At 70.2% G+C, this 13,731-nt stretch carries 10 protein-coding genes; 5 read left to right on the top strand and 5 right to left on the bottom strand.

What is annotated here, in order from left to right; all coding sequences use genetic code 11:
• Window positions 1-2: 2 nt before the first annotated feature.
• Window positions 3-2,729 (top strand): SpoIIE family protein phosphatase, encoded by a 2,727-nt coding sequence (locus SSP08S_RS12505; protein ID WP_078532415.1) that lies wholly within the window; start codon window positions 3-5, stop codon window positions 2,727-2,729.
• A gap of 267 nt (window positions 2,730-2,996) precedes the next feature.
• On the opposite strand, the gene SSP08S_RS64170 is transcribed toward SSP08S_RS12505, so the two are convergent.
• The 3 genes from SSP08S_RS64170 to SSP08S_RS12490 form a co-directional block, all read right to left on the bottom strand.
• The gene (locus tag SSP08S_RS64170; RefSeq protein ID WP_019067937.1) at window positions 2,997-3,122 is read right to left on the bottom strand and encodes a hypothetical protein; all 126 of its coding nucleotides are present in this window, start codon (window positions 3,120-3,122) and stop codon (window positions 2,997-2,999) included.
• A 63-nt stretch (window positions 3,123-3,185) separates the two neighbouring features.
• Window positions 3,186-4,673, bottom strand: coding sequence for an FG-GAP-like repeat-containing protein (locus tag SSP08S_RS12495; RefSeq protein WP_019067936.1), 1,488 nt, complete (start codon window positions 4,671-4,673; stop codon window positions 3,186-3,188).
• A gap of 135 nt (window positions 4,674-4,808) precedes the next feature.
• A complete protein-coding gene (locus tag SSP08S_RS12490) occupies window positions 4,809-6,644 on the bottom strand; it encodes a glycoside hydrolase family 15 protein (RefSeq protein WP_019067935.1) in 1,836 nt (611 codons plus the stop codon).
• Between the two features lie 156 nt (window positions 6,645-6,800).
• Here SSP08S_RS12490 and SSP08S_RS12485 point away from each other — a divergent pair, with 156 nt between their 5' ends.
• The 4 genes from SSP08S_RS12485 to SSP08S_RS12470 all read left to right on the top strand — a co-directional run bounded on the left by SSP08S_RS12485 (window position 6,801) and on the right by SSP08S_RS12470 (window position 11,137).
• Complete coding sequence (locus SSP08S_RS12485) at window positions 6,801-6,998, top strand: hypothetical protein (RefSeq protein WP_019067934.1); 198 nt, start codon at window positions 6,801-6,803, stop codon at window positions 6,996-6,998.
• Between the two features lie 69 nt (window positions 6,999-7,067).
• Window positions 7,068-8,471, top strand: a complete 1,404-nt coding sequence (sthA, locus tag SSP08S_RS12480) for a Si-specific NAD(P)(+) transhydrogenase (protein ID WP_019067933.1) — start codon at window positions 7,068-7,070, stop codon at window positions 8,469-8,471.
• 223 nt (window positions 8,472-8,694) lie between these two features.
• On the top strand, window positions 8,695-10,167 hold the full coding sequence (locus tag SSP08S_RS12475; RefSeq protein WP_019067932.1) for an APC family permease: 1,473 nt from the start codon (window positions 8,695-8,697) through the stop codon (window positions 10,165-10,167).
• Window positions 10,168-10,177: 10 nt separating this feature from the next.
• A complete protein-coding gene (locus SSP08S_RS12470; RefSeq protein ID WP_019067931.1) occupies window positions 10,178-11,137 on the top strand; it encodes a hypothetical protein in 960 nt (319 codons plus the stop codon).
• Between the two features lie 4 nt (window positions 11,138-11,141).
• Here the strand turns inward: SSP08S_RS12470 and nicT are convergent, their stop codons facing one another.
• Window positions 11,142-12,305 carry a Nickel transporter NicT gene (gene nicT / locus SSP08S_RS12465; protein WP_019067930.1) on the bottom strand — a complete coding sequence of 388 codons (1,164 nt, stop codon included), beginning with the start codon at window positions 12,303-12,305 and terminating at the stop codon, window positions 11,142-11,144.
• Window positions 12,306-12,438: 133 nt separating this feature from the next.
• On the bottom strand, window positions 12,439-13,710 hold the full coding sequence (gene efeB / locus SSP08S_RS12460) for an iron uptake transporter deferrochelatase/peroxidase subunit (protein WP_019067929.1): 1,272 nt from the start codon (window positions 13,708-13,710) through the stop codon (window positions 12,439-12,441).
• Between the last annotated feature and the right edge of the window lie 21 nt (window positions 13,711-13,731).

The following is a 13,731-nucleotide window of genomic DNA, read 5'->3' as shown; positions in this document are numbered from 1 at the left end:
TCATGGTCCGCCTGACGGGTCGGCCAAGGGCCCGGTCGACCCACCGCCCCGACGGTCTGCGCGCACAGCGCCCGTACGACCGTGCCCGTCGGGCGCGCGAACACCGGCACCGACGGACCGGTCTGGCCGGCCGCAGCGTCGCCGGGCAGGTGTTCGTGCTGCAGGTGGTGATCGTGCTGCTGCTGGTCGTGTCGGCCGTGGTGGCACAGGTCCTCCAGGTGCGGCACGACAGCACGCAGGAGGCCCGCAACCGCTCGGTGGCGGTCGCCGAGACCTTCGCCAACGCGCCGGGCACGGTCGCGGCCCTGAAGAGCGCCGACCCCACGGCGATCCTCCAGCCCAGCGCCGAGGCCGCCCGCAAGACGTCCAAGGTCGACTTCATCGTCGTCATGAACACCGACGGGATCCGCTACACCCACCCCAAGCCGGACCGCATCGGCAAGAAGTTCGTCGGGGACATCGCCCCCGCGCTGGCCGGGCGGGTCGTCACCGAGGAGATCACCGGCACCATCGGACCGCTGGTGCAGGCCGTGGTGCCGGTCAAGGGCCCCGGCGGCAAGGTCGTGGGCCTGGTGTCGGCCGGGGTGACGAAGGCGAACGTCGGCGGCACCGCCGACCAGCAGCTGCCGCTCCTGCTGATCGCCGCCGGAGCGGCCCTGATCCTCGCCACCGGCGGCACCGCCCTGGTCAGCAGACGGCTGCAGCACCAGACGCACGGCCTGGGCCCGCACGAGATGACCCGGATGTACGAGCACCACGACGCGGTCCTGCACGCCGTGCGGGAGGGCGTGATCATCGTCAGCGGAGAAGGCCGGCTGCTGCTCGCCAACGACGAGGCGCGCCAGCTGCTCGACCTCCCCGAGAACGGCGAGGGACGCCTGGTCCTCGACCTCGGACTCGACGCAGAGATGACCGCCCTGCTGGCCTCCGCACGGGTCGCGACGGACGAGGTGCACCGCGTCGGCGGCCGGCTCCTCGCCGTCAACCAGCGCCCCACCGACCTGGAGGGCGGCCCGCCCGGCAGCGTCACCACGCTCCGCGACTCCACCGAACTGCGCGCCCTCTCCGGCCGCGCCGAGGTCGCCCGCGAACGCCTCAACATGCTCTACGACGCCGGAGTGGGCATCGGCACCAGCCTGGACGTCACCCGCACCGCCGAGGAACTCGCCGAACTCGCCGTCCCCCGCTTCGCCGACTTCGTCACGGTCGACCTCTACGACGCCGTCCTGAGCGGCGAGGAACCCCAGCCCGGCACCGAGCTGCGCCGCACGGCGTACAGCGGGGTCCGCGACGACGCGCCGCTCTACCCGGTCGGCAAGCAGATCCAGTTCGTGGAGTCCGCCCCGCAGGCGCGCAGCCTCGACACCGGTGACGCCGTCGTCGAACCCCGGCTCGGCGAGGCCCCCGGCTGGCTCACCCAGGACCCGGAGCGCACCGCGCAGGTCGTGGAGTACGGCATCCACTCGCTGATCACCGTGCCACTGCGGGCCGGCGCCCTGATCCTGGGCGTGGTCAACTTCTGGCGCTCCGACAAGCCCGAGCCCTTCGACTCGGAGGAGCTGGCCCTCGCCGAGGAGCTCGTCGCCCGCGCCGCCGTCTCCATCGACAACTCCCGCCGCTACACCCGCGAACACGGCATGGCGGTGACCCTCCAGCGCAGCCTGCTGCCCCGCCGCCTCCCCGAGCAGACCGCCCTCGACGTCGCCTACCGCTACCTCCCGGCGAAGGCAGGGGTCGGCGGCGACTGGTTCGACGTACTGCCCCTGTCCGGCGCCCGCGTCGCCCTGGTCGTCGGCGATGTCGTCGGCCACGGCCTGCACGCGGCGGCCACCATGGGACGACTGCGCACCGCGGTCCTCAACTTCTCCGCCCTCGACCTGCCACCCGACGAACTCCTCGGCCTGCTCGACGAGTTGGTCGGCCGCATCGACCAGGACGAGACGACCGAGGACAGCGGCGCCCCGGTCACCGGAGCGACCTGCCTCTACGCCATCTACGACCCGGTGTCCCTGCGCTGCACCGTCGCCCGCGCCGGCCATCCGCCCCCGGCGCTGATCCGCCCGGACGGCACCGTCGAGTTCCCCGACGTCCCCGCGGGCCCCCCGCTCGGCCTCGGCGGACTCCCTTTCGAGACCGCCGAGTTGAAGCTCGAAGAGGGCAGCCGGCTGGTCCTCTACACGGACGGGCTGGTCGAGGACCGGGAACGCGACATCGACGTGGGCCTCGAGATGCTCCGCACGGCACTCACCCGGGCCGGCGACTCCCCCGAGGACACCTGCCGGGCCGTCCTCGACTCGGAGTTGTCGGTACGACCAAGCGACGACATCGCGCTCATCGTCGCCCGCACGCGCGCCCTCGGCGCCGACCGCATCGCCGAATGGCAGGTGCCGTCCGACCCCGCGGCCGTCTCCGACATGCGCGCCTCGGTCACCCGCCAGCTGACCCACTGGGGCCTGGACGAGCTCACGTTCACCACCGAACTCATCCTCAGCGAACTGGTCACCAACGCCATCCGCTACGGCAACGACCCCGTCCGCGTCCGCCTGTTGCGCGACCGCACCCTCATCTGCGAGGTCTACGACGGCAGCACCACGTCGCCGCATCTGCGGTACGCGGCGATGACGGACGAGGGCGGCCGGGGCCTGTTCCTGGTGGCCCAGCTGTCGGAGCGCTGGGGCACCCGGTACACCCCGGCCGGCAAGGTCATCTGGGCCGAACAGGCTTTGTGAGCCCTGGACTTCGCCGAGAATCTCCGCCATCGCCTCGGAGTCGTCCACGAAGACCGCGATCAGCAGCGGCTCGCCCGCCGCCTCCTACTCGAGGATCCGGGACGAAGGGTTGACGGCCATCGCCTCCCGCCACCAGGACGGTTTGCGCGATCCGGTGCGGCGCAGCTCGGCCGGGAGGGCGACCTCGGCTCCGCGCGGAGCGGGCGTCCACGTCAGCCGACCGTCCGCGCCCTTCGAGAGCCGTCCGGGTCGCCAACGGCCGTCCCGCTAGGGCCACTTCAGCATGCACAGCGGTCCGCTTCCGGTCCGCACGGCCCGGCGCAGTCCCACCCTCCGCCTGCCCCAGTCGGTGACGAACCCGACCAGCACGAGGACCGCTGTCGCCATCAACATGCGCACATCAAACCAGGTGGCACGCGGTGCCCGCACCGGCTGCGGGCACCCGCGCACTCCCCCTTACTCGTCGATGGCCGACCCGAACCCGGCGCCCTTCGCCGCGCCTCCGAGGTCCGCCGCGCCGTACAGCGAAGAGCCCTCCGCGAGCAGGCCGTTCGGGCCCGCAGGCAGCAACCACACATAGCCGTCACCGGAGTTCTCGCCCGGGGCGGAGGCGACGAGTTCGGCACGGCCGTCGCGGTTCGTGTCGGCCAGGCGGACCTGGGAGCCCCAGGCGTCGTCTGCCTCGGCGGTGCCGGGGATGTTCGCGGTGTTCTGGTCGAAGGACTGCGCGCCGGTGGCGGTCACACCGTCACGCGAACCGCGCAACAGCCATACGGCGCCCGCGTCCTGGACGGTGCCCACGTCCTCGCCGGGCGCGCCGACTGCAACGTCCGCGTAGCCGTCGCCGTTCACGTCACCGACGGACAGGTCGTTGCCCCAGGCGTCGCCGTGCTCCGAAGTGCCGGGCACGCCCGGGGAGTTCTGCGACCACCAGTCCGCGGGGCCGGTGGGGCCCTCCGAACTGCCGTAGTACACAGCGATCTTGCCGCCGTCGTCGCCCTCGGCCTTGTCGTCGGCGCTGCTGAGCTGGCCGAGGACGAGGTCGTCGAAGCCGTCGCCGTTGATGTCGCCGGAGGCGGTGCCGAGGCCGCCGTTGAGGTCCTGACGGTACGTCAGCGAGGTCTCGCCGCCCGCGTAGAGGGCCGACCAGCCCTGCTGGTAGTCGTCGTCGGGGCTGTAGCCGGAGATGACGAGGTCGGCGAAGCCGTTGCGGTCGTAGTCGCCGGTGGTGAGGTAGGCGGGCTGGAGGCGGTGGCCGCCGGGGTGGGTGGTCGTGTTCAGGGCGCCCATCGTGTGCAGGATGCCGGTGTGGTAGGTGAAGATCTGGGCGCCGTTGTTGTCGAGTACGGCCATCTCGTCGGTGTCGGTCGCTCCGGTGAAGCGGGCCGCCGCGACGGACTGGCCGAACCGGTCGCCCGCCTTCGGGGTGGCGGAGGTGAAGGAGTCGTTGGTCTCGGCTCCGAGGCCCGCCTTGGAGCCGTAGAGGACGGTGACGCGGCCCGCGTTCTCGACGGTGCCCTCGTCCTCGCCGGGCGCCCCGATGATCGCGTCGTCGTAGCCGTCGCCGTCCACGTCGCCGGTGGCGATCGCCTGGCCGAAGGAGTCGTAGGTCTCCGAGGTGCCGGGGACGCCGGGCGTGGACTGGCTGATGACGGCCGTACGGCCCTTGGGGACCGTGGTGTTGGTGGCGATGCCGTTCGGGGCGCCGTACTGCACGGTGACGTAGCCGGCACCCTCCTTGCCGTCGACGGTGCCGCCCGGCGCGCCGATCAGGACGTCGTCGTAGCCGTCCCCGTTGAAGTCGCTGTTGCGGTCGACGGCGCTGGTGCCGCCCGGGACGCCCGCGTAGCTGGCCGGGGCGGCGACGATGCCGGCGCCGGCCAGGAGCAGGAAGGTCGCGGACGCGACGGCGGCGGAGACTTTCTTGCGTGACACGTTCGTCATGATGTGTTCCCCCGTGGGTCAAATTTGTTGCGGTCAGGGGGTTCGACACGAGACATGCCAAGGGAGTTGTGGTGCCGAGGTGTGCTGTGACACCTCGGTGACGATTGTTGCGCGCCCCGGATGAACTCAGCCGGATCAGCCGAGCGCCCGGTCCAGGTTGAACGCGGCGCTGATCAGGGCGAGATGGGTGAACGCCTGGGGGAAATTGCCCTGTTGCTCGCCGGTGCGGCCGATCTCCTCGGCGTACAGGCCGAGATGGTTGGCGTAGGTGAGCATCTTCTCGAAGGCGAGGCGGGCCTCGTCGACGCGGCCGGCGCGGACCAGGGCCTCGACGTACCAGAAGGAGCAGATGGAGAACGTGCCCTCGTCGCCGCGGAGTCCGTCGGGGCTGGCCTGCGGGTTGTAGCGGTAGACGAGGGAGTCGGAGACCAGTTCCTCGGTCAACGCGTCCAGTGTGGAGAGCCACTTGGGGTCGGTGGGGGCGATGAACTTCGCCAGCGGCATCATCAGCAGCGCGGCGTCGAGGACGTCGCTGCCCTCGTACTGGACGAAGGCCTGGCGGGTCTCGGACCAGCCGCGGTCCATGATGCGGCGGTAGATGGTGTCGCGGCAGCCGCCCCAGTACGGCAGGTTGGCGGGCAGGCCGCGGCGGTTGGCGAGACGGATCGCGCGCTCGATCGCCACCCAGCACATCAGGCGTGAGTAGAGGAAGTTCTTGCGGCCGCCGCGGGTCTCCCAGACGCCCTCGTCGGGCTGGTCCCAGTGGACGCAGACCCAGTCGACCAGGGCGCACACGTCGTCCCACTGGGCGCTGGAGATGGGCTCGGCCCACTTGTCGTAGAGGTAGATGGAGTCGATCAGGGCGCCGTAGATGTCGAGTTGGAGCTGGTCGGCGGCGGCGTTGCCGACGCGGACCGGGGCGGACTTCTGGTGGCCCTCGAGGTGGGGGAGTTCGCGTTCGGTGAGTTCGGTGCGGCCGTCGATGCCGTACATGATCTGCAGCGGTCCTGAGGGGTTGCCGTCGCCGGGGCTGATGTAGCGGGACACGAACTGCATGAACGCCTTGGCCTCGCCGGTGAAGCCGAGGCGCAGGAGCGCGTAGACGCAGAAGGCGGCGTCGCGGATCCAGACGTAGCGGTAGTCCCAGTTGCGCTCGCCGCCGAGCTGTTCGGGGAGGCTGGTGGTGGGGGCGGCGACGATCGCTCCCGTGGGGGCATAGGTCAGCAGCTTGAGGGTGAGGGCGGAGCGGTGGACCATCTCGCGCCAGCGGCCCCGGTAGCGGGACTGGGACAGCCAGCGGCGCCAGTAGGCGACGGTCGTGTTGAACTCGTCCTCGGCCTCCGTGCGCGCGCAGTTCCGGGGCGTGACCTCGCCGTCGACCTGGTCGAGGGCGAACACCTCGGACTCGCCCTCGTCGAGTTTGAAGTCGGCCCACACGTCGACCTCGTCGCACTCCAGGGGCACGGTGGCGGTCAGCGCGAGGGATTTCTCGGCGGACTCGAAGAGGGCCACGTCGCCGACCATCCGCGCGGTGTGCGGGCTGGCGCCGTAGTCGAACCTGGGGGCGACGCGGGTGCGGAACGGGACGGTGCCGCGCACGCACAGCACGCGCCGGATCAGGCGGTGCCGGGCGGACTCGTCCGTCTCGCCGGTCACCGGCATGAAGTCCTGGACCTCGCCGACGCCGTCCTCGGTGAAGAACCGGGTGATCAGGACGTTGGTGTCGGGGAAGTAGAACTGCTTGGTGCGGGCGGGCACGGCCGCGGCGAGTTCGAAGGAGCCGCCGCGCTCCGCGTCCAGGATCGCGGCGAAGACGCTGGGGGCGTCGAAGGACGGGCAGCAGTACCAGTCGATCGTGCCGTTGCTGCCCACCAGGGCCACGCTCCGCAGATCGCCGATCAGTCCGTGCTCGGCGATGGGCAGATATCCGGGTCCGGTGGGGGTGTCCTGGTGGGGTGGGGTCTCGACCATCGCGGCAGCCTCCCTGGTTCGGGCCCGCGCGGGCCGGTTCCCAGCTTAGGTTCACGTTCTCGTTCGGCCACTCTTCCGGATGCACACTGGGGGTGGACGGGTAATCGTGGGAAATGGGATCTACGGCACGTGTCCGGTCCCAGGCGAGGAGGCACCATGTCGACAGCACGACCCGATGAAGACGCCGAGCGCGCAACCCCGGACGCCCTGCTGCACACCCGCACCGGTACCGAGGTGGCCCCGGAGGACGTGGTCCTGGCGGCCGGGCGGGATGTCACTCCGGCGAGTCTGGAGTGGGCCAGGCGGAAGATCGAGACGGAGGGGGCGGCCGCGCTGGACAAACTGCTTCCTTAGCGGTCCTGTGGGCACCTGGTTACCCGTTCACCCTTTCGGAGAGGGCGCTCCGGCTGACAGACTCCGGAGGTGCCCGACTTCGACATGCTTGTCATCGGTTCAGGACCGGGTGGCCAGAAGGCCGCCATCGCCGCGGCCAAGCTCGGCCGCCGGGTCGCCGTCGTCGACCGCCCCGACATGGTCGGCGGGGTCTCCATCCATACCGGCACCATCCCCTCCAAGACGCTGCGCGAGGCGGTGCTGTATCTCACCGGCCTCACCCAGCGCGATCTGTACGGGCAGAGCTACCGCCTCAAGGACGACATCACCGTCGGCGACCTCACCGCGCGGACGCAGCACGTGGTCAGCCGTGAAGTCGACGTCATCCGCAACCAGTTGTCCCGCAACCAGGTCTCGCTGTTCGCCGGCACGGGCCGCTTCGTCGACCCGCACACCATCGCCCTGACCGATGTCACGGGCCACGAACGGCTGTTGACCGCCGAGAACATCATCATCGCCACCGGTACGCGTCCCGCGCGGCCGGACACCGTCGAGTTCGACGGGCGGACCATCATGGACTCGGACAACGTGCTGGACCTGCCCAAGGTCCCGCGGTCCATGGTCATCGTGGGCGCCGGCGTCATCGGCATGGAGTACGCCTCCATGTTCGCCGCGCTCGGCAGCAAGATCACCGTGGTGGAGAAGCGCGCCGGCATGCTCGACTTCTGCGACCTGGAGGTCATCGAGTCGCTCAAGTACCACCTGCGGGACCTCGCCGTGACCTTCCGCTTCGGGGAGACCGTGGCCGCCGTGGAGCGGCACACCAACGGCACGCTGACGGTCCTGGAGAGCGGCAAGAAGATCCCGGCCGACGCCGTGATGTACTCCGCGGGCAGGCAGGGTCTGACCGACGAACTCGACCTGGACAAGGCCGGTTTGTCCGCCGACCGGCGCGGCCGGATCGACGTCGACGAGAACTACCGCACCGCGGTCCCGCACATCTACGCCGTCGGCGACGTCATCGGCTTCCCGGCGCTCGCGGCGACCTCGATGGAGCAGGGCCGTACGGCCGCGTACCACGCCTGTGGCGAGCCGGTGCACCGGATCGACGACCGGCAGCCGATCGGCATCTACACCATTCCGGAGATCAGTTTCATCGGGAAGACCGAGGACCAACTCACCGAGGAGTGCGTTCCGTTCGAGGTCGGCATCTCCCGCTACCGCGAACTCGCGCGCGGCCAGATCATCGGCGACTCGCACGGCATGCTGAAGCTGCTGGTCTCCCCCACCGACCGCACCCTGCTCGGCGTGCACTGTTTCGGGACCGGTGCGACGGAGCTCATTCACATCGGCCAGTCGGTGATGGGCTGCGGCGGAACGGTCGACTATCTCGTGGACGCGGTCTTCAACTACCCGACGCTGGCGGAGTCCTACAAGGTCGCCGCCCTCGACGCGACCAACAAACTGCGGCAGATCGACCGACTCGGCGACTGATCGTTCACAGGAGATTACTCGCTGGTCAATCTTGAAAGGTCAAGAGCTACGGCTATCATCACACCCACACACGGTGTGACCGTCCGCCGACGCAGCGGTTAAGCGGTACCCGCCATTCCCTTTCGTTGTTCCGACCGGCCAGGGACCCGAGGCCACCCCTCTCCGGGTCCGGGGCCGGTCCGCTCAACTCCGCACGTCGTGCAAGACGGAAAGCAGCGCAGCCATGAGCAACAACAGGGGCAGAGGGCTACAGGCCAACGCCCTCGGCACGTTCGACACCGTGGTGATGGCCGTGGCGGGCAGCGCCCCGGCGTACTCGCTGGCCGCGACCACCGCGGTCCTGGTGGGGGCGGTGGGGCTGGCCAGTCCGGCGGCCCTCCTCTACTGCGCGATACCCATGCTGGGCATCGCGCTGGCCTTCAGCTATCTGGGCCGGATCGACGTGAACGCGGGCGCCAGCTACTCCTGGGTGGGGCGCACCCTGCATCCCTTTCTGGGCTTCATCAGCGGCTGGGCGCTGGTGATCTCCGCGACCATCTTCATGGTCGCCGGGTCGCTGCCCGCCGGGTCGATGACCCTTTCCCTCTTCGATCAAAGCCTCGCGGACAACACGGCGTTGTCGACGGTCGTCGGCGCCGCCTGGTTCGTGATCATGCTGCTCGTGGTGCTCGGCGGCGCCCGGCTCACCGTCCGGGCCCAGCTCGTCATGTCCGGTGTGGAGCTGGGCATTCTGGCGCTGTTCGCGGCCCTGGCCCTCGTCCACACCGGCAACGCCCGCGTCTTCGACTGGTCCTGGCTGGGCTTCAGCCACTTCGACGGGGTGTCCGGCTTCGCCTCGGGCGCGCTCATCGCCGCGTTCTACTACTGGGGCTGGGACGTCACCAGCAACCTGAGCGAGGAGACCCGCAACAGCCGTCGTACGACCGGACTCGCGGGCCTGATCGGCGTCGGCATCGTGTTCCTGCTGTTCGAGGTGTTCACCATCGCGGTGAACGTCATCCTGTCCTCGCGGCAGATCGAGAGCAACGACGCGAACGTGCTGGCCGTGCTCGGGGACGAGATCTGGCCGGGCTGGGGCGGCAAGCTGCTGATCGTGTCGGTGATGCTGTCCACCATCGCGACCCTGGAGACCACGCTCATCCAGGTCACGCGGTCGCTGTTCGCGATGGGCCGGGACCGTACGATGCCGGCCGCGCTGGGCCGGGTGCACCGCACCTGGAACACGCCCTGGGTGGCGATCGTCGTGGTCGGCGGGGTGGCGCTGGCGATGTTCATCGCCTCCAACGCGCTCGGTTCGGTGGGCGAGATCCTCGCCGACGCGATCTCGGCGATCGGTCTGCAGATCGCCGTGTACTACGGCCTTGCGGGCCTCGCGGTGGTCGTCGCCTACCGCAAGATGCTGTTCAAGTCGGCGGGGAACTTCCTCTTCGGCGGGCTGTGGCCGCTGTTCGGCGCCCTGTTCATGTTCTGGATCTTCGTCGAGTCGCTGAGCAGCCTGAGCACGGCCGCGATCGCCATCGGCATCGGCGGCCTCGCCGTGGGCCTGATCCCGATGCTCTGGTACTGGAGGCAGGGCAGCGACTACTACCGGCCCTCCCGACTCGACGCCACGCACACCGTGGAGACGGACTACGTCCCCGACGACTTCGTGCCCGAACAGTCCCGGGTCCACCAGGGTCTCCCGACGGACTTCTGAGGGGCACCCGATGGCGCGAGACCGCTACACCCCCGACTTCGACCCCGACTGCGGGGACGCACCCCTCAGTTCGGCCCGGCAGGACATCGTCATCGGCCGCTGGCAGGGCCTGCGGGACCTGCTGCGGAACACCGGCGCGCACTGGCTCGCCCGCGGCCACCGCGTGCGGATGCTCGCGCAGGCCTGCGCGAGCAGTTCCACGGTGGAGTCATGGCTCGCCGCCGAACCCGGCAGCGGCGACGCGCTCACCCTGCGGGCGGCCACGGAGACGGCCCGGGCCTTCAACCTGGCCATCGCGGCGGGCCGGGGCGTGCCCATCGACCGCAACCGCATCGACGCCGCCGTCATGGCCTGCCTCCAGGCCGCGGAGACCTATCCGGACGACCCCACGCCGTGGATCTCCCTGATCTCCGTCGCCCGCCTCTACCCGGCGGGCGTACGGCGGCAGGAACTCGCCCGCTGGTGGGACGAGTTGCACCGGCGCGACCCCTACAGCGTCGAGGGCCACCTCCAGGTCCTCCACTACTACTCCTCCCGCTGGCACGGCAGCCACGGCCTGATGTACGACTTCGCCCGCGACGCGGCGGGCGTGGCACCGCCCGGCTGCGCGCTGCCGGTGCTGGTGCAGTACGCGCGGGTCGAGGAGTACCGCTTCGCCCTCAACTCGGCCCTGGGCCAGCAGGCCTCCGTGGGCCTCGGCCAGCACTGGACGCACGACGGCGCCGTCAGCGACGTACGCCGGACCTGGCAGCGATGGATCGCGGCCCGCGAGGAGGGCGCGATCCCGCCCGGCGAACTCCGCGACCTCAACTACCTTGCCCACGCGGCCTGTTACGCGGGGACCAAGGACGTGGCGGCAGCCGTGCTCGGCATGATGGGGCGTCGGGCGACGCCGACTCCCTGGTCGTACACCGGGGACGCGGAGAGGCAGATCCTGAAGTGGCGGAAGGATGTCGGAGTCCGGTCCTGACGGCCTACTCGGCGGACCGCTCCGCCGGCTGGGCCAGGGCCGCCGTCCACTTGTCCTCGATCCGGCCGAACTTCCACACCAGCAGGGCCACGGCCCAGGTCGCGAAGAAGAGGCCGACGATGACGAAGCCGATGACGTTGAGGTCGAGGCCCGCGACCCAGTCCCAGAAGAAGCCGTGCAGGTCGAGCTTCTCGGCGAACAGGCCCAGGAGTTCGACCGTGCCGATGATCAGGGCGACGGCGACGGACAGGCCGGTGATCGTGAGGTTGTAGTAGACCTTGCGGACCGGCTTGGAGAAGGCCCAGCCGTAGGCGAAGTTCATGAACGTGCCGTCGATCGTGTCCAGCAGCGACATGCCCGCGGCGAACAGCACCGGCAGGCACAGGATCGCGTACCAGGGCAGGCCGGACGCCGCGCCCGAGCCCGCGAGGACCAGCAGCGCGATCTCGGTCGCGGTGTCGAAGCCCAGGCCGAACAGCAGGCCCAGCGGGTACATCTGCCAGGACTTGGTGATCGACTTCATGAAGCGGCCCAGGATGCGGTTCATGAAGCCGCGGTTGTTCAGGTGCTCCTCCAGCGCGGCCTCGTCGAAGTCGCCCGAGCGCATCTGGCGGAACACCTTCCAGATGCCGACCAGGATGACGAGGTTGATGCCGGCGATGACGTAGAGGAAGGTGCCCGAGACGGTCGTACCGATGAGGCCGGTGACGTCGTGGAGTTGGGAGTTGTCGTCCCGGACCGGGCCCGCCAGTGCCTTGACGCCGAGGGAGAGCAGGAGCGTCAAGCCGAAGACGATGCTGGAGTGGCCGAGCGAGAACCAGAAGCCCACCGACAGGGGGCGCTTCCCCTCGCTCATCAGCTTGCGGGTCGTGTTGTCGATGGCCGCGATGTGGTCCGCGTCGAACGCGTGCCGCATGCCGAGCGTGTACGCGGTGACGCCCATGCCGATGCCGAAGGACTTCTCGCCGACGCTGTAGTGCCCCGGCGCGACGATCCACACGAGGGTGAACCAGCCGATCACATGCAGCGCCAGGATGAAGCCGGCCATCCCGCCGACCCTGGTCCACTCCTGCCGCGTCATGGACGTACTCACGCGGTGCCAGACCGACGGCCGCGAGGTCGCGGCCGTGACGGGGAGGGTCGGAGCGGACTCGGGGGCGGCCGTCATCGAGGGGTCTTTCTGCCGGGGACGAGGTCGCGGACTGCAACCTCGTGCCATCCTCCCGTACCTGCAACCCATTCGCAGTAACGCTCGGCAAAGCCCACGGCAGGTCTTGCCCAAGGGAAGGGAAAGTTCCTGGTCAGGTCGCCAGCAGACCCCGCCCCAGCCAGTCCTTGGCGTCCCGCACACCGGGCAGCGCGTAGAAGTAGCCGCCGCCCGTCGGGGAGATGTAGTCGACCAGGGGTTCGTCGATCAGCCGGGTCTGGGTCGCCTCGAACTGCCGCTTCACGTCCTGCTGGTAGCAGCAGAAGACCAGGCCCATGTCGAGGTTGCCGACGGTGTCGATGCCCCTGTCGTAGTTGTAGCCGCGGCGCAGGATGCGCGAGGTGTCGGTGGCCGCGGTGCGCGGGTTGGCGAGCCGGATATGGGCGTCGAGCGGGATCGCGTTGCCCTTGGGGTCCTTGGCGTACTGCGGGATGTCCGTCTCCGTGGCGCCGTCCAGCGGGGCTCCGGTGTCCTTGCGGCGGCCGAACATCAACTCCTGTTCGCTCAGCGAGACCCGGTCCCAGAACTCCACCAGCATGCGGATGATCCGGATCACCTGGTAACTGCCGCCGCTCGCCCAGGCGGGCTCGCCCTGTCCGTCGCCGACCCAGATCAGCCGGTCGGTCTCGCGCGCGGACTTCACGTCCGGGTTGGCGATGCCGTCCTTGAAGCCGAGCAGATTGCGCTGGGCGCCCGTGGGGCGCGGGGCGTTCTGGAAGCCGTCGATGCGCCACTTGATCTGCATGCCGCCCCGGGTGTGCCGGGCTATGTCGCGCAGCGCGTGCAGCACCGTGTCCTGACGGGCGGCGCACACCTGGAGCGAGAGGTCGCCGTGGCACTCGGCGGCACGCAGGTTGTCGTTCGGGAACGTCCTCATCGGGGTCAGCCGGCTCGGCTTGGCCTTGGCGAGGCCGTAGCGGTCGTCGAAGAGGGACGCGCCCACGCCGACGGTCACCGTGAGGGCGTCGGCGGGGACCTCCGGTCCGAGGATGCCGTTGTCGGCGGGCGGCGCGCCGACTCCCAGGTCGGCGGGGGTGCCGCCGGAGGTGAGGAAGCGGGCCCGTTCGGTGATCGTGCGCAGCAGGTCGGCCAGTTCGGCGCGGTTGTCGGCGATCACGTCGAGGGAGACGAAGGTCGCGGCGGCCGGCGCGGGGGTGAGGATGCCCGCCTGATGGGCGCCGTGGAAGGGCACCTTCGCCGCGTTCGTGGTGTCCGCGGCCTGCGCCTGGGCCGTGCCGCCGGTCTCGGCGAGCGCGAACGCCCCGCCGGCCAGCACCGCTCCGGCGGCCCCGGCACCGAGCGCCGTCCGGACGAAGGAGCGACGGCCGGCTCCGGCCGGGCAGCCCGGGGTTTCGGCAGTGGACATCGGACGGTTCCCTTCACTACG

Source organism: Streptomyces hokutonensis (assembly GCF_000376565.1).
Lineage (GTDB): Bacteria > Actinomycetota > Actinomycetes > Streptomycetales > Streptomycetaceae > Streptomyces > Streptomyces hokutonensis.
The sequence above is the reverse complement of the archived record's forward strand: the minus strand, read 5'-3'. Positions and strand labels throughout refer to the sequence as shown.